Below are 17,329 nucleotides of genomic sequence, written 5' to 3' on the forward strand. Positions count from 1 at the left end.
CGAGAGCCGTTGCCGGGTAAGTGGAACCTAATTGATGTGCACCTTACTCTTCGCCTTTCGATTACTTCGAACGCTACTTTAGTGGCGGTAAAGTACCGCCTCCACATCTGGAGCACGGAACTCCACCTAGCTGGAGATACCTGCGCAAGTAGGGCAAAACGCAAGCCTGTTGGTCACGAAAATCCCCTTTTGAACGAACGTCAAGAAAAAAGGAAATCGTTGGCCAATGCTATGCCGACCCCCGGCGACTTCTAGATCGACTTCCGCTTTTTTGCGTACCAGGTGGACCGGAAACTTGTCCCGCTGTATATGGCCGTGCGATTCTCGATTTGCGAGGAGAGGGCATCTCCGAGCGTGTAGGGAAAACGGGCGGTAAACGTCCGGGTCGACGGCAAGTGAGGGCGCCTGAAAGGGGCTCAAAGTGAAGATCAACTGGAACGGAAACCTTCCGGTCTCCGCAGCCGGCGGCGGGTGCGTCATCGACGCACCCGGCCGCGGGGGCTTCGGCTTCCACCGCCTGCGCAGCGCGGGCAAGTCCATCATCATCAAGGCCGGCGTCACCCTGGGCGCCGTCAGCCTGGCCGGCCTGGCCACCCTCGGCATGATCGAGTTGGGCTACGAGGCCCACACGGCGGCCGCGGTCACCGCGGCCGCCGGCAAGGTCGGCGTCGCCACCGCCGCGGCGCTGATCGTGATCGACCGCCGCAAGAAGCGGAAGGCGAAGACCACCGCCGCCCAGGACGCGACGACCCAGGCCCACGCGGCCGAGCCCAAGCCGGTCCACCCGGTCTCGGCCGAGCCGCAGCACCACGTCCCCCCGTCCGCCACGGCCCCGGCCGTCGACCAGCCCGGCCGGGCGAACTGAGAGATGTCTGCAAGGGGAGGCGCACCCAGGGTGCGCCTCCCCTTCAGGCACTCCCGGTTCGAAAGGGGAGGACATCATGGGACGACCCCGTCGCGACATCAGCACCGAAACCGGCAAGATCGCCCGCCTCGCCCGGCAGCTCGACGAGCTCCGCCCGAAGGACACCACCCTCGCCGAACTGGCGAACCTCACCGGCCTCTCCCAGGCGACACTCTCGCGCGCCACCAAGACCACGGCCTGCCCGTCGTGGAAGACGATGCTCGAGTACCTGACCGCCTTCGGCGAAGACCCCGACGACTGGCGCCCGCAGTGGGAGATGTGCGCCACCGAGCGACAGCGCCTCAAGGCGGGCGTCCCCGCGGACCCCGCCCAGCGCGCCGCCTACCAGCGCCTGAAGCCCACGTCCGTCCTCAACCTCGACGACTGCGCGGTCGGCCTGCGCGAGCTGCGCATGTGGAAGGAGAACCCGACCTACGCGGCGATGTCCCACCTCGCGGGCAAGGAGGGGCAGCCCGTCGCGACGACCACCATCTCCGACGTCCTCAACGCCAAGCTCCTGCCGACCGTGAGCGCGATGAAGGGCATCCTCGCCGGCCTCGGCATGCACCCCGACGACCCCGAGTACGGCGAGTGGATGCAGGCCCGGCTGGTCCTGGAGGCCACCGAGATGCGGCAGAAGATGGCAGGCAAGGCACTCCAGCGCACCACCAGCCGGCGGGTCCACCGCAGCCGCCCGATGATCGCCTACGTACGACGGGAGGACTGAGGCCGACCCGTGCACATCGAGGGCCCCCACCGTCGACACGGTGAGGGCCCTCAGGCGTCTCCGCGATGCTTACCACCCAAGCCGTCGCCTGCCGCATCGACTTCGACATGAAGGACACCTCGGCCAAGACCCTCCTCAAGCCGGACACCCCCGAGAACGAGATCATCGGCGCGCCGGACTCCGTCGCCGGGGCGGAGATCGGGGCATCGCCTCGTCAAGCACGAGTACTACCGCGTACACGGCGACGCCGATGGAGCAGACGACGAACGGACCCCCCGGCCCCGGCGAGGCCGTGCTCGACGAGATGAGCGCGTTGACCGACTCCGTAGACCGAGGCAACCGGCTTGGCCCGGACCCGTACAGGGTGCCGTGATCCGTTGTTGCATGAGGCTCGTCGGTGATCGTCGGCGCGCTCCGTCCCTACCGCGGGGCCGAGCCGGAGGGGGCGCTACGCCTGCTGATGGCCGCCGGACATTCTGCGATCCCGACGCCGGGGTGTTGATGCTGGGGGCAGAGGCTTCGTTCATGACCAGACGCACGGCTGCTGTCGCTGCGGTGCCGAAGTCCAAGGTCGATCTGTACGCCCGACGCTCTTGCGGGTCGGTGCCCGCCACCGGCCGGCGGGCTGGCTCCAGCGCAGCAGGGGACGAAGGCGCGCAGGTCTCGCAGGCGGTCAAGCCCCGAGATGCAGGGTCATGCCCCGCTCGCCAGGGTGGTGCTTACTGGAACCGGGCGCTGCAGGGCGCCGGAAAACGATCGCAGGAGCTCGAGACGGACCGGCACGCACATCAGGAGTCAGCCGTGGTGATGGTAGGACTGTTCTGGATCACCGAGGACTCGGTGTACGTGGGTTCCCCGCCGGACGCGGAGGGGCACTGCGTCCGCATCACCTCCAAAGGGGTACAGGCGCTGGGCCCGGACGGCATCCGGGCCTGGCCGTGGTCGAGCCTGCGCTCCGCGGGCGTGGACGCCGCGCCCGTGGAGGACGACGCAAGGGGCGGAGGCCGCTTCCTGGCGGCGGTGTTGGAAGCGGTGGTCACGCTGGGGTCCAGTTACGGCGGAGAGGAACCGCCGCAGATGTTCCTGGTCCTGGAGACGCAGGACGGTGCGGAGGAGGTGCGGGTGCCGGCGGCGACCAAGGGCTACACCTCTCGGGAGATCGCCTTGTCCCAGCGCCTCCTGGCCCGCTTCCGGGAGGGCACGGCAGACCCCCGGACCCTTACGACCTGGAGCCGGGACCACGGCGGTGGCACACCGAAACCGCCTGAGCGTGAAGCCCTCCTGCGGGAGTGGACACACGCATGAGCCCGGCGGGCGGACGGCTCAAATCAGCGCACGGCCGCACCGCCGGGCTCAGGACGCGGCGGCCCGGCGCCTTTCCCCGTGCGCAACGGATTGATCCACATGCTTGAGCAGACATGGCGGACCTCGGCTCATGAACTCCCTGGTCCAGAGGGTGTCTGACTGCCCAGCCGTTCTACTTTTGACCGACATTCCCGGGCCTCGCCGGTCAGAGCTGCTGCCAACACTCGCCGACATTCGTTCCCAGATCTCAGGCTCTGGTCCACTTTCCGTGGAGGCTCACGGATCGTGATGTCAGTGGGGTGTGGTGGGATGGCCGGACTTTGCCGTTGATCTGCTGGGAGACCGTCGTGACGTCTTCGTACCCGTCCCTGGCTCGTGCCTTGGCCGAGGTTTTGGTCGATGTCCTGTGGTTCATCGATGGCAGCGAAGACGAGCAGATGGATCAGGACGACGCGGTCAAGGTCATGGAGGGCGTCGCCCGCGTGGTCAGCCCGCTGCCGAGTGATCAGCAGCAGGAGCTGATCGCCCTGCTCGAGGAGATGGCAGCTGCCGAGACCAACCCCGCTCGCCGTGAGTTCCTGAAGGAGTTCCCGGAGGGCTTCGGGCTCATCGACGATCCGTCCTGAAGGATCTCAGCTTGCCGTGCAAGGCCGGCACCAAACCGTGCTGCGGTGGTTGACCCTCCACCCAGACTCATCACCATGCACTCGACGATGTTGGATAACGGCATGGTGAGACGCAAGAAGGAGAAGAAGGAGCGGCCCGCCTGGGGCGTTCCGAAGGGGATCGTTCTGTTGGCGACGCCGGAGGGTTGGCGCACCGGTGTCCTCACCGGAAGCGGAATGCTGTGCGGGCGGCTGGACGTGCCGATCAACACCGACCCGCAAGACGCGCGGGCTGCGGCGGCGGTGATGGTGACGGAACTTGCGCGCGACTTTCACGACACCGACGTGGAGGTGAGCTGGGAGCAGCCCCAGGAGCCTTGGTCATGGACCGCCCAGGTCACCCTCGCCGCCGAAAACGACGCACCTTCGCCGGACGCTGAAGGCTGAACAGCAAGTTCAGGAGTAGAGCAGAACGCGCTTGCGGAGGAGTTCGAAGCCTGCTCGGCCGAACATCTGGCGCTTCAGCATCTCGCTCCAAGGTCTGGGGAGAGCAGGCCCCTGCGCCCGTGCAGCGCGGCTCGGTGCCACTGATGACGCAGGAGTTCCGCGCGGCCGTGCCCAGGGCGGCACCTGACGCCCCGGCCCGGCACGAAGGGGTACACATGTACCGCATGTCGAGTGAGCGCGTGCGATGGCCGGCCGTGGTGGACCGGGCCCGGCAGATCGTGGAAAGCTACGAGGGCGGCGTCACGCTGCGCCAGGTTCATGTACCGGCTGGTCTCCGAAGGCGCCCTGCCGCACACCCCGTCGATGTACTGGCGGCTGTCCTCCCGGCTCGCAAAGGCCCGCCGCGAGGGCCGCTTCCCCAACCTGGTCGACACCCTCCGCGAGGTCCACGTCCCGCCAGCCTGGTCGGACGCGGGTACCTTCCTGCGCGAGAGCGTCGGGGGAGTCAAGGGAAGAGGACCTGTTCCAAGTCTGCCGGGGGTGGGTGGCCGACCAAGGGGGCGAGAGTGGTCGCGGGGGCGGTTGCGCCGGCGAGGATGCCGCCCAGGAGAGCGCCGGTGTGGGGGTGGAGGAGGATCTTGGCGTAGCGGGTGTCGTCCTCGGAGTACACGAGCTCGAGGGCCTGGCCGCCCCCGGGGACCGTGGTACCGAACGTGGCCACGTCGACGCCGAGGAGCTTGAGGGTGGTGGCGGTGATGGCGGCGCCGTCGAAGGGTTCCGGCTTTTGGCCCATGAGTTGGCGAGCCACGCTGTCGGCCATGCGGTAGCCGGGGGCGGCCAGGCCGAAGCACCGTCCGTCCACGGCCGCGCATTCGCCGATGGCCCAGATTCGCTCGTCGGAGGTGCGGCAGTGCCGGTCGACCAGGAAGCCGCCACGCTCGCCGCAGTCCAGGCCCATGGGGCCGGCGAGCTCGTCGCGGGGACGAACGCCCGCGGCGAAGATCACCAGGTCGGCGTCCAGGACGGTACCGTCTGAGAGCGTCACAGCGCGCACCATCCCGTCGGGGTGGCCGTCGATCGACGCGACGGGCACCCCGCAGTGCGCGCGCAGACCGTGGTCGGTGACGTGCCGGTGCAGGACGCGGGCGGCACCGGCATCGAGTTGCGCGGGCATCAGATGGGGCCCGGTCTCCACGACGTGGGCGCGCATGCCGAGCATGCGCAGGGCGTCGGCCGCCTCCAGTCCGAGGAGCCCGCCTCCGACCACGACGCCCGGTCGGCCTGGACGCGCGGCGGCGCGGAGAGCGTCGAGATCGTCGAACGTTCGGTAGACGAAGCAGCCGACGAGGTCGCGGCCGACGACCGGGGGGACGAACGGGCTCGAGCCGGTGGCCAGCACAAGCGCGTCGTACGAGACCTCGTCCCCGGCCGCCGTCCGGACCGCGCGGGCCGCCCGGTCGACCGCTACCGCAGGGCAGAGCAGGCGGAGTTCCACTCGGGGGTCGCCAAGGAAGTCCGCTCCGGCCAGCGTGAGGTCGCTTCTGCTCTTGCCGTCCAGGTAGGAGGAGAGGCCGACTCGGTCATAGGCCGGGTCGTGCTCCTCGGCCAGGACGACGACCTGCCAAGCGGATTCGGTGTCCAGCACCCGTATCTGCTCGGCGAGACGGTGGCCGACCATACCGTGGCCGACGACGACGAGCGTACGGGTCACGATGCCTTCTCCCCCGGGGGTACGGTCTCCTGCACCCACCGGCCGCAGAGTTCCTCGATCTCCCGGGTGCAGCCGCCGCAACCGGTTGTGGCGCGGGTCGCCGCGGCGAGCGCCGTGACCGAGCGGGAGCCGGCCTGCCACGCTCGGTGCAGCTTGTGCCGCGAGACATGGTTGCAGACGCAGATCGGCGCCTCCTCCCCCGGCCCGGCGCTGTCCAACGCGGGCCTTGGCGGCAGGCCGAGCAGCAGACCCAACCGGTCGGAGGGAAGCCGCTGCCCGCGCCGGTGGAGCAGCCCGATCGTGGCGATGGCCTGAGGCAGGCCGAACAGCGCGGCGGCGACGACGCGTTCGTCGCGCAGGGTGAGCCGCGCGTACCGCAGGCCGACCGGGTCGGTGAACGTAAGCTGCCGGGCGCCGGACCGGTCGAGATCGGCGAACGACCCGAGGCAGGACACGTCGGCCACCCGGGCCCGTAGGCGGAGCGCGGGCGGAACGGGCCGGTACGGCTCGGGTCGGCCGGTGAGGATCCGGGCGAGCGCCTCCGCCTGCTCCCAGGTGGCACCGACTCCGGCCATGGTCCGGCCGCGGTGTTCGGCGCAGTCCCCGATGGAGTGGATGCGGGGATCGTCGGTACGGAGTTCGTCATCGACCACGATGCCCTCGCGGACGCGCAGCCCGGCCGCCCGCGCGAGCCCGGTGGCGGGCGTGACGCCCGTGCACAGGACGAGCATGTCGGCGGGAAGTGTCGTTCCGTCGCCGAGCAGCAGCCGGTCCGGCGCTCGGCACACGGCGCCGGCGCCACCGATGACGGTCACCCCCGCCTGCCCCAGCCGGTCGCTGAGCATGCGCCCGCCGATCTCGCCGAGCCACTCGTACAGGGGGTGGGGTCGGGCGCAGACCAGCGTCGGCCTGGTGCCGCGCTCGGCGAGTGCGGCGGCGGTCTCCACTCCCAGCGGTCCACCACCGAGGACGACCACCCGGCCCCCGGTGATCCGTCCGGCATCCGCCGCCGTTCGCAGGGTCGTCACACCCAGGGCCAGGTTTCCCTCGGGACCGATGGCGCCGGGGACGTCCGGGATCCGGGCGCGGGCCCCCGTCGCGAGGACCAGGGTGTCGTACGAGTGGGTGGTCGTGGCCCCGGCCGCGCGTGCCCGCACCAGGCGCCGTTCCCGGTCGATGCCGGTGACCACCGTGCCCAGGTGGACGTGCGTGTCGGGCGGGGCCGGCAGACGCGTGGCCTCGGGGGCGAGCAGGCCGGCGACGACGGACGTCAGCAAGGGCCGGTGGTAGGCGGGCTCAGGCTCGGACCCCAGGATGGTGACAGGTCCCTCGTGGCCGTGGTGGCGCAGGCGTTCCGCGAGGCGCTGAGCCGCCGGGCCGTTGCCGACAATGAGGACATGGCTCACGGCGTCACTCCTGGTGTGCAGCGATCCGCACCGCGCACACCTTGAACTCGGGCATGCGGCTGCGCGGATCCAGGGCGGGGTGAGTGAGGAGGTTGGCCCGGCCTTCGCCAGGAAAGTGAAAGGGGACGAACACCGTATCCAGGCGCATCGTCGGCTCCAGCCGGACCCGGGCGGTCATGCGTCCCCGGGCGGACGTGATCAGGGCGAGGTCCCGGTCGCGCAGTCCGGAGCGGGCCGCGGTGTCGGGATGGATCTCGACGAACGGCTCGGGCGCGGCCTCGTTCAGCTCCGCGACCCGGCGGGTCTGCGTGCCGGACTGGTAGTGCGCCAGGACCCTGCCGGTCGTGGCGTAGAGGGGATAGTCGGGGCCGATGTCCTCCGCCGGCCCCCGGTGGTCCACCGCGGCGAACCGGGCCTTGCCGTCGGGATGCGCGAACCGGTCCAGGAAGAGCCTCGGCGTACCCGGATGGGCCTGGGGTCTCGTGCCCGGATCGGGATCGGGGCTCTCGGGACACGGCCAGTACAGGCTCTCGCCGGCGTCCAGCCGCTCGTAGGTGATGCCGGAGTAGTCGGCCGTCCCACCCCGGGAGGCGGCGCGCAGTTCCTCGAACACCTCCCGTGGGTCGGTGGGATAGCGGCTCGCGGGCTCACCTAGCCGTACGGCCAGGTCGTGCAGGACCCGCAGGTCGCTCCGTACGTCCTCCGGAGGGGACACCGACGCACGGCGGCGCAGGACGCGACCCTCGAGGTTGGTCATAGTGCCTTCCTCCTCCGCCCACTGCGTGACGGGCAGCACCACATCGGCTATGCGGGCGGTCTCCGAGGGCAGGAAGTCCGCGACCACCAGAAGGTCGAGCGACGCCAGCCGCTCGGCGACACGGGAGGCGTGCGGGGCCGAGACGACCGGGTTCGACCCGAACACCAGCAGCGCCTTCGGCCCCTGCTCGCCGCCCAGCGCGTCGAACAGTTCGTACGCGCTGCGGCCGGGTCCCGGCAGGTCCTCCGGCGCCACGCCCCACACGCCGGCGACATGGGCCCGCGCGGCCGGATCGGAGATCGACCGGTAGCCGGGCAACTGGTCGGCCTTCTGGCCGTGTTCGCGCCCGCCCTGGCCATTGCCCTGCCCGGTCAGGCACCCGTATCCGCTGCCGTCCCGTCCCGGCAGGCCGAGGGCGAGCGCGAGATTGACGAACCCGGCCACCGTGTCGGTGCCCTTGCTGTGCTGCTCGACGCCACGACCGGTCAGGACGTAGGCATCGCGTGCCGCGGCGAGCATCCGGACGGCTTCCCGCTGCGCGCTCGCCGCGACTCCAGTGATCTCCTCGACCCGCTCGGGCCACCACGCCATCGCCCGCCGCACCGCCGCGTCGTAGTCACGGGTGCGCGCGCGGATGTAGTCCTGGTCGATCAGACCCTCCACGATCGCGATGTGCAACAGGCCGAGCACGAGCGCGAGATCGGTGCCGGGGGCGGGCTGCAGATGCAGCGCCGCGCGCTGGGCGGTCGCGGTGCGCCGGGGATCGATGACGATCAGCTCGGCCTGTTCGAGGTGCTGCATCAGCGGCGGCATGGTCTCGGCGACGTTCGCGCCGGCCAGGAGCACCGTCCGCGCACGGCGGAGGTCAGTCACGGGGAAGGGCAGTCCGCGGTCGAGGCCGAAGGCCGCGTTCCCGGCCGCAGCGGCGGAGGACATGCAGAACCGGCCGTTGTAGTCGATCTGGCTGGTACGCAGCGCGATCCGGGCAAACTTGCCCAGCAGGTATGCCTTCTCGTTTGTGAGACCGCCGCCGCCGAAGACCGCCACCGCGTCGGGACCGTACCCGTCGCCGATCCGGCGCAGGCCCTCCGCCACCGTGTCGAGGGCGGTGTCCCAGGAGACCTCGGCGAGCCGGCCGTCCGGGCGGCGCACCAGCGGCCGGGTCAGGCGGTCAGGAGCGGCCAGGACCTCGGGGGCGGTCCAGCCCTTCTGACAGAGCCGGCCCCGGTTGACGGGAAAGTCGGCCGGCGTCACCTTCACTCCCGCGCCCCGCTCGCCGACGCCACCGACTCGGGTCAGCTGGGTACCGCACTGCAGGGCGCAGTACGGGCAGTGCGTGTACATCTCTGGTGTGGGGGACAGCAGTTCAGACACGAGCTTCCTCGACAATGTCCGCCGGGCCGCTCCCGGCGGGCCTGCGGGGAAGGTGAACGGTCCGGATCAGTACCATGCACAGCACGTAATAGGCCAGGAAGGCGAGGAAGGCGGGGGCCCCGGAGCCGTCGTTGTAGGAGAGTTTGAAGGCGACGTTGATGGCCGCACCGCCGAGCCCACCGACGGCGCCGGCGATCGCGACGACCGCGCCGGACAGGCGGCGCGCGCGGGCGAAGGCGCCGGTCGCGTCGTGCCCTGCGGTGATCTCGACCTCGGCTCGCCGCGCGAACACCGCGGGGATCATCTTGTACGTGGAGCCGTTACCGGCCCCGCTGAGGACGAACAGCACCACGAACCCCGCGACGAACAGGCCGAAGGAGTCCAGCCGGGCCGCCACCAGGAGCACGACGGTGCCGGCGCCCATCCCGACGAAGTTCCAGTACGTGACCCTCGCCCCGCCCAAGCGGTCGGCGAGCCACCCGCCCAGCGGTCGGGAGACGGACCCCAGCAGCGGACCGAGAAAGGTATAGCCGACGGCCTCCAGGGGGGAGGTGCCGAATTCGTTCTGCAGGACCAGGCCGAGGGCGACGCCGTAGCCGATGAACGAGCCAAACGTTCCGATGTAGAGGAGGCAGATCCACCCGGTGTCACGGTCCCGGGCGGCCTCGCGCTGGGCACCGGGCGCGGTCCGTACCGCGTCGAGGTTGTCCATCTTCCACGCCGCCAGCAGCGCGGCGATCACGATCAGCGGCAGATACACGGCCGCGACGTACGAAGGGTGGGCGGTGCCCGCGACGGAGACGACCGCGAGTCCGACCAACTGGACCGCCGCGACCCCGAGGTTTCCGCCGCCCGCGTTGAGGCCGAGAGCCCAGCCCTGATGGCGCCGCGGGTAGAAGGCGGTGATGTTCGTCATCGAGGAGGCGAAGTTGCCGCCCCCGAGGCCGGCCAAGGCGGCGATCGCCAGGAACACCCACAGCGGAGTCCCGGGCCGCTGTACGAAGTACAGCGCCAGCAGCGCGGGAACGAGCAGGATCGCGGTGGCGAAGACGGTCCAGTCGCGTCCGCCGAACCGCGTCACCGCAGCGCTGTACGGCAGCCGCAGCAGTGAGCCGACGACGGTGGGAATGGCCACGAGCAGGAACTTTTCTCCCGGGTCGAAGCCGAAGCCGATCTCCGGCGACATGAACAGGACGAGGACGGACCACAGGGTCCATACCGAGAACCCGACGTGTTCGGAGAGGACCGAGAAGACGAGGTTGCGGCGGGCGACGCGGTGACCGCCCTTGTTCCAGGCGTCCTCGTCCTCGGGATCCCAGCCGGTGAGCCAGCCGCGCCGTTCGGCGGGGGTGTCGGGTGTAGCGCTTCGCATCGGTCGACGGCCGGGTCAGCGGCTGCTGATGACGCAGGTGAGCTTGGCCGAACAGGTCAGGTTCTCCTGCTCGTCGCTGATGGCGATCTCGTACGTCGCGACGCGCGACCCCAGGTGCAGCGGGGTGCACACGCCGGTAACGAGGCCCGACCGGGCCGGGCGGTGGTGGGTGCAGGACAGTTCGAGACCAGCCACCGTACCCTTCGTCGCCGCGTGCAGACTGGCCGCGATCGAGCCGAGCGTCTCGGCGAGGACGGCGTTCGCCCCGCCGTGCAGCCAGCCGAAGGGCTGCTGGTTCCCCTCCACCGGCATGGTGCCGACCAGCCGCTTCGGATCCCACGAGGTGATCTCGATACCCATACGGAAGGCCAGTTGCTTGTTGGCCAGATGCGGAGGCACCTGCAACATGCGCGGCGTGACGTCACCGTCCTGACCCTGCTGGGTGGTGGGCGATGTGGTGGATTTCATGGGCGCCTTCTTCAGGTTCGGGTGAGAACGGGGGCTCGGACCGGGCGTCGGACGGTATCCCGGTCTGGTAGAGGTCGAGAAACGGTTCGGTCCGGGCCGGAACGGCTAGGGCCGCACGGCAGTCGGCCGCGATCGGCAGGTCGCGGACCGTCCACCGCGTGGTGGCACAGCCGGCCGCCCGGTGGACGACGACGGCCGTGTCCCGCCAGGGCTGCACCTCCACCCGGCGCAGATCGGCCTTGATGCCGATGCCGGTGGCCTTGACGACGGCTTCCTTCCTGGTCCAGCAGCGCATGAACGCGGCGTGGCGCAGCTCCGGCGCGAAGCCGGCCAGGTACTCTTCTTCGGCTCCGCTCAGCACGGCGGGGCCCAGGAAGCCCAGCTCGACCGGGCGGATCCGTTCGATGTCGACCCCGATCGGCTCGCCGTCCGCAGCCGCGAACAGCCAGTGCGCGCCGGACCGGGACAGGCTCAACTCCCAGGTGGTAGCGGGGTTTTCGACGACGGGACGGCCGTGGTCCCGCCCGCCGCAGCCCGGGCAGGCGAGCCGGCCGAAGCGCATCTCTTCGGGCCTGCCGCCGGACCGCTCCGCCAGACAGCGACGTGCGGTCGCGTGGGCCGCCGCGTACGCGGCTCCCCGGTCCGGCTGTCGAAAGCGCCGCGCCCGACGCCGCTCCTCGGGGGCGAGGACGGCGAGATCGTACGAGTCAGGCTCCCCGGCCGCTCGCCCGTACCGCACCAGCACGCGCAGGCGGGGATGCGGGGAACCGGTCACGGAACGGTGCTCGGGTACGACGCCTCGGCGGTCGCCACCAGCGGGGCCAGCCATCCGAATGCCGCGGTCCACTCCGGACGAATCGTTTCCGCCACGAGCCCGGCGGCCTGCTCGGTGCCGAAGTGCGGTGCGCGGACCGGAATCCTGGGCAGTCCATCGCCGCCGGCGGGCCGACGCAGCAACAGTGCCACGGCCGTGTCGCCCGCAGGCAGCCCGTCGAGCGGGACCTCCCCTGAGAGCGAGCCGTGCACCCAGGCGGCGCGTTCGTTCGGGGCGCATTCGACGCCCACCACGAGCTGCTGGTCCACGTCGCCGGAGTCCAGGACGACCCGGGCCATGCCCATCGCCTCGGCGGCCAGATCCGCCGCGCCCGACACGCAGTTGAACGGCCCCGTGATGTCGTACACCTTGGCCAGATGTCCCAGGATCGAGGTGGTCACCGACTGGAAGAACAGGAGCGGATTGTGGACCTGCCCCTCCATCACGCGCTGCGTGGACGTGTCCGTTGTCGTGGTGTCGCCGAACATGGTGGCGACCACGATCCCGGTGCGGTGTCCCGCCGTGCCGTCGGGGCCGGCGAAGGTCTCGGGTGTGCCGAGACATGCCTGGGCGACCGCGTGCACGAGTGGGCTGAACCGGGAGCCGACGAATCCCCTTACCTTGGGCAGTTTCACCGGCGCGGCGCCGGGAAGCCCGTCGCCGGCTTCACCCCAGGGGGTGAGCACCGCCGCCGAGGTCAGGGCGAGGGGGCCGGGGTTCCCAGTGGCCTCGGGCGGGGTCATGGGGTCGGCTCCTTGTGATCGATGGGGTGGACCCGCTCGAGGACGAGCGCCGCGTTGACCCCGCCGAAGGCGGCGTTGAGGGAGAGCGCACGGGTGATCGGAACGGGACGGGGGCCCTCGTGGACGTAGTCCAGATCGCAGCCCGGGTCGGCCTCCCGCAGCCCCAGCGTCGGCGGCAGCAGTCCGTCCTGAAGGGCGAGCAGGGTGATCACCGCCTCCACGGCGCCCGTGGCTTCCAGCATGTGGCCGGTGCTGCTCTTGGTCGAGCTGACCGGAACACGGGGCGCGTTCTCGCCGAAGACGGTGTGCAGGGCCTTGGTCTCCGCCACATCGTTCAGGGCGGTACCGGTGCCGTGCGCGTTCACATAGCCGATTTCCTCCGGCGCGATCGCCGCCCGCCGCAGTGCGGCACGCGCTGCGGCGGCCATGCCGGCGCCCTGCGGATGGGGCTGGACGACCTGGTAAGCGTCCGATGCCATGCCCCAGCCCGCGATCCTGCCGAGGATCTCCGCCCCGCGTGCGCGGGCGGCCGTCGCCGACTCCACGACGAGGACGGCCGCGCCGTCGCCCTGCAGCAAGCCCGAGCGGTCGGCCGAGAAGGGCCGCACCACGGAGTCCCGTGTCATCGCCTGGCCCGAGTCGAACCGGGCGAAGACGTCCTCGGTGACCATGGACGCACCGCCGCACACTACTGTGGTCGCGGCTCCGCTGCTGATCAGCTGAGCGGCATGGGCGATGGCGTTGGTCGCGGCGACACAGGCGTTGACGAACGCGAGCCGGGGCGCGCCGAGCCCTAGTTCCTCGGCGAGCCGCTGCGGAATCCGGCCGGCCAGACTGTCCAGGCTACGCGGCGCGTCGGGACTCCGGCCGACCTGCTGGGCCTCCCAGAAGCGCCGCCCGGTGGAATGGTCGCCGTTGGTACCGAGGAGCACGGCGGCGCCGGACCCGTCTGTGCCGGCCATCTCCAGAGCGGACCTGGCGCAGGCGAGCAGCACCTCGAGCTGGCCGGGCGTGGTGCCCGGCCAGATCGGCACTCCGGGGATCCCGGGCCCCTGCCCGGTGTATTCCGCTGCGTACGTCGCGTGGAAGGGAGCGGGGTCGAAGCGGGTGACCGGTCCGAACGCGGATCGGCCGGTGAAGACCCCGTCGCGCAGGGCCTGGGCGCCGAAGCCGAAGGCGGTGAAGACCCCGTAACCGGTGACCGCCACGTCGTGGGTCCGCGTCATGACTTCACGTCTTCGGCGAGGGCGGCGGCCTCGACGGAGGATGCCGAGGCGGTGTTCTTTCCGCTCCGGGCGGAGACGCAGACGACGAGGATGGCCAGGAGCTGGAGCGCCACCGCGATCGCCATCAGCCAGGTCGCGCCGTTGCTCAGCGCGATGCCGCCGGCGAGCCCGCCCACGGCCTGTCCGGCGTACACGGCCGACCCGTTGAGGGAGAGCGCCACCGGCCCCTGCGGACCCGCCGTGGTGATCAGGCGCTTTTGCTGCGCCGGGTTGATCACCCAGCCGATGAGACCCCACAGGGCGATCAGGACGTACAGCAGCACACCGCCTGTGACCGAGTGGGAGGGGCCCGCCCAGGCGAAGAGGGTCAGCAGACCCAGGCTGACGGCCATGAGCGCGGACGCGATGATCGCGACCCGCTGCGCCGGATAGGTGTCGATCAGCCAGCCCGCCGCCATGTTGGACAGCACGCCGCACAGACCGTAGAGGAGGTAGACCCAGGAGATAGCGCCTTCGCCGATGCCCGCGGTGCGTTCCGCGAACCAGGGGATGTAGGCGTACAGGGTGAACATGCTGCAGTACGTCAGCACGGTGCCGAGCAGGATCGTGGGGATGCCGGGCAGCTTCGCCGCACGGGCCCGGTCGCCGAGCGAGGCGATGTTCGCGGTGGGTGTCGGCGGCAGCGCCCGCACCAGGCCGACCAGGGCGACCAGGCTGAGGACGGCGACCAAGACGAACGTGGCGCGCCAGTTGGCGGCGTGGCCGACGACGGTTCCGATCGGGACGCCGAGCGCGCTCGCCAGCGTCAGTCCGCCCAGCACGGTGGTCAGGGCCCGGCCGCGCTCGGCGGGGAGGGCCACGGCCGCGGCGCTGGCGGAGGCGGCCGGCATGAACAGCGCGGCGGAGACCGCCGCGAGGACCCGCGCCACCATCAGCACCGTGTAGTTGAGCGCGAAGGCCGCGAGGAGGTTGGCTGCGACGAATCCGGCCAGCGCGATCTTGAGGACCTTGTCCCGGTCCAGGCTGCCCGTGGCGACCGCGAGGAAGGGCGCGCCCAGAGCGTACACGCCGGCGAAGACGGTGATCAGCAGGCCCGCCGCCTCCAATGAGACCCCGAGGCTCTGGCTCACGGCGGGGAGGACGCCGCTGATCACGAAGGCGTCCGTGCCCAGGGCGAACGCCCCGAGCGTCATCAGCAGGATCGGCTTCCGGGCCGCCCCGCTGGGAAGAGTGGCGGTGATGGATGGGAGGCGCATGATGACGGTCTGATCCTCCGGGTAGGAGCGTGGGGGGAGTGAGGAACGCACTGCGTCCGGCAGGGACTTGAGACAGAGGCGTCCCGCCCGCGTGCCGAGCGGTGCAGGCGGGGCGAGCAGGGGCGGCCGTGTGGGGGTCAGTGCGATATATGCGCGGGACCATCGTCGGCCGTGGCCAGCCGTCCCTCCGACGCGTTCGCCACGTAGGCGGCCAAGTTGCTGTACTTGTCGCGCAGTTGGCGCTTGAGCGTTTTTTCCGTCGGACCCACCGGGATGTCCTCGTCCGTGAGGGCGAGCTCTAGGACCGCGAGCCCCGGCTGGCCTGCTCCGGTCAGCGCCGCGTTGGCGAGGCGGAGCAGCTCGTCGGCCGCCGTATCCTCGGCGTGCGGGCGGACGACGGCGACCGCAACGGTCCGCTCCCCGTCACGGCCCGCGATGACCGCGCAGTCGGCGATCTGCGGAACGTGCAGCAGCAGCGTCTCCTCCATCAGCACCGAGTAGCCGTCGCCCTCGGCGGTGCGGATGCGGTCGACGACACGGTCGACGTGGAAGAACTCGCCGTCCGCGTCCTTGTAGGCGAGGTCGCCGGTGAGCCGGTAGGAGCCGAGCCAACTGCGGTAGTACGTATCGGAGTCGTTCCAGTAGCCCGGGGAGACGGATGCTCCGCTTACCCCGAGGAGACCGGTCTCCCCGGGGCCCGCCTCGGTACCGTCCTCGCGCAGCACGGTGACGTCGGCGATGGGTACGGGCCGGCCGATGTGCCGGGCACGGGGCGGGGTGTCATGGGTGATGACGCGGCGCAGCGGGCCCCAGCCGAGTTCGGAGGCGCCCAGCGAGTCACCGAACTCCGAGCCGGGTACGAGCTGACCGTCCTCCACGTGCCGGCCCATGCCTATGAGCGTCCGCACGTGCGCGTCGTGCGCGGAGTCGCCCGTGTTCAGCCAGTACTCCACCGACTCGAAGTCGGCGGGGTCGGGGGTGGACGTGGCCAGCGCCGCGAAGGTCGGGTGGAAGGCCATGATCGTGGTAGGCCGGTACATCGCGGCGGCCTGGGACAGGCTGGCCGGGCTGCGGTCGGTGAGCGTGACCAGCGGAAGTCCGGCGAGCAACGCGTAGAAGGTGAACGCGATCGCGCCCGAGTGGGACTGCGCCACGGCCGAGAGCATGACCGAGTTCTCCGGTTCAGGGTGAACCGAGAGGCGGAAACGGGCGCCCGCGACGCTCTGGCGGTGGGACCAGATGACGAGCTTGGGGTCCCCGGTCGTGCCCGAGGTGTGGCACAGGACCACCGGGTCGTCGTCGGCGTGCCGGAACCGCGCCGTGTCGGGTAGCCCATCGGTGGGGAGTTCCACCTCCTCGCGGGTCCAGGTGTGGCGCAGGGCGGGCAGCTTGGCCTGCTGGCCGTCCAGCTGCGCCAGGTGGGCGGCGTCCGTGTACAGCGCGACGGCGCCCGAGCGCTCGATGACGCCGAGGGCGACATCCGGTCGCATCCGGCCGTTGATGAGGACCGGAATCGCGCCGATTTGCGCGAGTGCGGTCAGCTGGATCTGATCCTCAAAGGAATCCTCGATGTATACGGCGACCCGGTCGCGCGGCTCGACTCCACGCTCGAGATACAAAGCGGACCAGGAATCCGCGAGGGAGCACAGCTGAGAAAGGCTGAATTCATACTGCGCGATCCCTTCGGCGTTCACCAGAGCACGCTGGGAGACGAGCACGGGAAGATCCGGTGTACGGCTGGTTTCCAGCGCGGTACGCCAGGCGTTGCCGCCGCCGAAATTGCCCTGAAGGAGCTGGGCGCGCTCCTCCGGAGTACGCAAGGTACGTGGAGAGAAAGGCATTCGTTCACCTGATTTGAAAGGGGGCAGGAGAAATCGGACCGTCGTCGACATCACCGCGCCCGAGGGTGACAGGAATACCGGATCGAGTACCGGTGGTCCAGTCGGGCGTTCAAGATCAGAGAGGACCATAACAGCATGTCAGGGGCGTAGCAATCTCGGTCCGCCGACGGCCCCGTGAGGTTACGGCCAGGCCGCCCCCCTCTCTGCGGGAGTCCGGACGAACCAATGTGCGCCAAGTCTCAAATCTATACGCGTAGAACTCCCTCGGGTGGTCGATGGAAGCTCTCCATCGACTGTCCGTGGAGTGACATGCCCGGGTTTTCACAATCGGAACTGGTGTATGGTCTTGGCCGACCCCGGTGTGTGTTGCACG

The 17,329-nt window shown here is 70.4% G+C and carries 15 protein-coding genes; 5 read left to right on the forward strand and 10 right to left on the reverse strand.

Annotated features, from left to right (window positions below):
- The first annotated feature begins 421 nt into the window (after positions 1-421).
- From AC07FY_RS31375 to AC07FY_RS31395, 5 genes are all read left to right on the forward strand, one after another.
- Positions 422-865, forward strand: coding sequence for a hypothetical protein (locus AC07FY_RS31375; RefSeq protein WP_479013300.1), 444 nt, complete (start codon positions 422-424; stop codon positions 863-865).
- 76 nt (positions 866-941) lie between these two features.
- Entirely contained in the window at positions 942-1,631 is a 690-nt protein-coding gene (locus AC07FY_RS31380) for a helix-turn-helix domain-containing protein (protein ID WP_479013303.1), read from the forward strand.
- Positions 1,632-2,432: 801 nt separating this feature from the next.
- Positions 2,433-2,936 carry a hypothetical protein gene (locus AC07FY_RS31385; RefSeq protein WP_479013306.1) on the forward strand — a complete coding sequence of 168 codons (504 nt, stop codon included), beginning with the start codon at positions 2,433-2,435 and terminating at the stop codon, positions 2,934-2,936.
- Positions 2,937-3,283: 347 nt separating this feature from the next.
- Positions 3,284-3,562, forward strand: coding sequence for a hypothetical protein (locus AC07FY_RS31390; RefSeq protein WP_479013309.1), 279 nt, complete (start codon positions 3,284-3,286; stop codon positions 3,560-3,562).
- 75 nt (positions 3,563-3,637) lie between these two features.
- Positions 3,638-3,988 (forward strand): hypothetical protein, encoded by a 351-nt coding sequence (locus AC07FY_RS31395; protein WP_479013312.1) that lies wholly within the window; start codon positions 3,638-3,640, stop codon positions 3,986-3,988.
- 505 nt (positions 3,989-4,493) lie between these two features.
- Here the strand turns inward: AC07FY_RS31395 and AC07FY_RS31400 are convergent.
- The 10 genes from AC07FY_RS31400 to AC07FY_RS31445 form a co-directional block, all read right to left on the reverse strand.
- Complete coding sequence (locus AC07FY_RS31400; protein ID WP_479013314.1) at positions 4,494-5,699, reverse strand: NAD(P)/FAD-dependent oxidoreductase; 1,206 nt, start codon at positions 5,697-5,699, stop codon at positions 4,494-4,496.
- Positions 5,696-7,105 (reverse strand): FAD-dependent oxidoreductase, encoded by a 1,410-nt coding sequence (locus AC07FY_RS31405; RefSeq protein ID WP_479013317.1) that lies wholly within the window; start codon positions 7,103-7,105, stop codon positions 5,696-5,698. The genes AC07FY_RS31400 and AC07FY_RS31405 overlap by 4 nt, the downstream gene beginning before the upstream one ends.
- 4 nt (positions 7,106-7,109) lie before the next feature.
- Positions 7,110-9,206 (reverse strand): molybdopterin oxidoreductase family protein, encoded by a 2,097-nt coding sequence (locus AC07FY_RS31410; RefSeq protein ID WP_479013388.1) that lies wholly within the window; start codon positions 9,204-9,206, stop codon positions 7,110-7,112.
- A 22-nt stretch (positions 9,207-9,228) separates the two neighbouring features.
- Complete coding sequence (locus tag AC07FY_RS31415) at positions 9,229-10,608, reverse strand: nitrate/nitrite transporter (protein ID WP_479013319.1); 1,380 nt, start codon at positions 10,606-10,608, stop codon at positions 9,229-9,231.
- A gap of 15 nt (positions 10,609-10,623) precedes the next feature.
- Positions 10,624-11,076, reverse strand: coding sequence for a hotdog fold thioesterase (locus AC07FY_RS31420; protein ID WP_479013322.1), 453 nt, complete (start codon positions 11,074-11,076; stop codon positions 10,624-10,626).
- The gene (locus tag AC07FY_RS31425; RefSeq protein WP_479013325.1) at positions 11,030-11,851 is read right to left on the reverse strand and encodes a 4'-phosphopantetheinyl transferase family protein; all 822 of its coding nucleotides are present in this window, start codon (positions 11,849-11,851) and stop codon (positions 11,030-11,032) included. The genes AC07FY_RS31420 and AC07FY_RS31425 overlap by 47 nt, the downstream gene beginning before the upstream one ends.
- Positions 11,848-12,633, reverse strand: a complete 786-nt coding sequence (locus tag AC07FY_RS31430) for a ketosynthase (RefSeq protein ID WP_479013328.1) — start codon at positions 12,631-12,633, stop codon at positions 11,848-11,850. The genes AC07FY_RS31425 and AC07FY_RS31430 overlap by 4 nt, the downstream gene beginning before the upstream one ends.
- The gene (locus AC07FY_RS31435; RefSeq protein ID WP_479013331.1) at positions 12,630-13,859 is read right to left on the reverse strand and encodes a beta-ketoacyl-[acyl-carrier-protein] synthase family protein; all 1,230 of its coding nucleotides are present in this window, start codon (positions 13,857-13,859) and stop codon (positions 12,630-12,632) included. The genes AC07FY_RS31430 and AC07FY_RS31435 overlap by 4 nt, the downstream gene beginning before the upstream one ends.
- Positions 13,856-15,115: an MFS transporter gene (locus tag AC07FY_RS31440; protein WP_479013334.1), complete on the reverse strand. Its 1,260-nt coding sequence runs from the start codon at positions 15,113-15,115 to the stop codon at positions 13,856-13,858. The genes AC07FY_RS31435 and AC07FY_RS31440 overlap by 4 nt, the downstream gene beginning before the upstream one ends.
- A 137-nt stretch (positions 15,116-15,252) precedes the next feature.
- Positions 15,253-16,956 carry a class I adenylate-forming enzyme family protein gene (locus tag AC07FY_RS31445; RefSeq protein ID WP_479013337.1) on the reverse strand — a complete coding sequence of 568 codons (1,704 nt, stop codon included), beginning with the start codon at positions 16,954-16,956 and terminating at the stop codon, positions 15,253-15,255.
- Between the last annotated feature and the right edge of the window lie 373 nt (positions 16,957-17,329).

This window comes from Streptomyces sp. NPDC045967 (genome assembly GCF_056430495.1).

Bases quoted from the DNA above. Each gene is read 5' to 3' on its own strand.
- AC07FY_RS31430 (WP_479013328.1), bottom strand. From the start codon at position 12,633: ATGACCCCGCCCGAGGCCACTGGGAACCCCGGCCCCCTCGCCCTGACC.
- AC07FY_RS31380 (WP_479013303.1), top strand. From the start codon at position 942: ATGGGACGACCCCGTCGCGACATCAGCACCGAAACCGGCAAGATCGCC.
- AC07FY_RS31435 (WP_479013331.1), bottom strand. From the start codon at position 13,859: ATGACGCGGACCCACGACGTGGCGGTCACCGGTTACGGGGTCTTCACC.
- AC07FY_RS31440 (WP_479013334.1), bottom strand. From the start codon at position 15,115: ATGCGCCTCCCATCCATCACCGCCACTCTTCCCAGCGGGGCGGCCCGG.
- AC07FY_RS31445 (WP_479013337.1), bottom strand. From the start codon at position 16,956: ATGCCTTTCTCTCCACGTACCTTGCGTACTCCGGAGGAGCGCGCCCAG.
- AC07FY_RS31415 (WP_479013319.1), bottom strand. From the start codon at position 10,608: ATGCGAAGCGCTACACCCGACACCCCCGCCGAACGGCGCGGCTGGCTC.
- AC07FY_RS31395 (WP_479013312.1), top strand. From the start codon at position 3,638: ATGCACTCGACGATGTTGGATAACGGCATGGTGAGACGCAAGAAGGAG.
- AC07FY_RS31420 (WP_479013322.1), bottom strand. From the start codon at position 11,076: ATGAAATCCACCACATCGCCCACCACCCAGCAGGGTCAGGACGGTGAC.
- AC07FY_RS31410 (WP_479013388.1), bottom strand. From the start codon at position 9,206: ATGTACACGCACTGCCCGTACTGCGCCCTGCAGTGCGGTACCCAGCTG.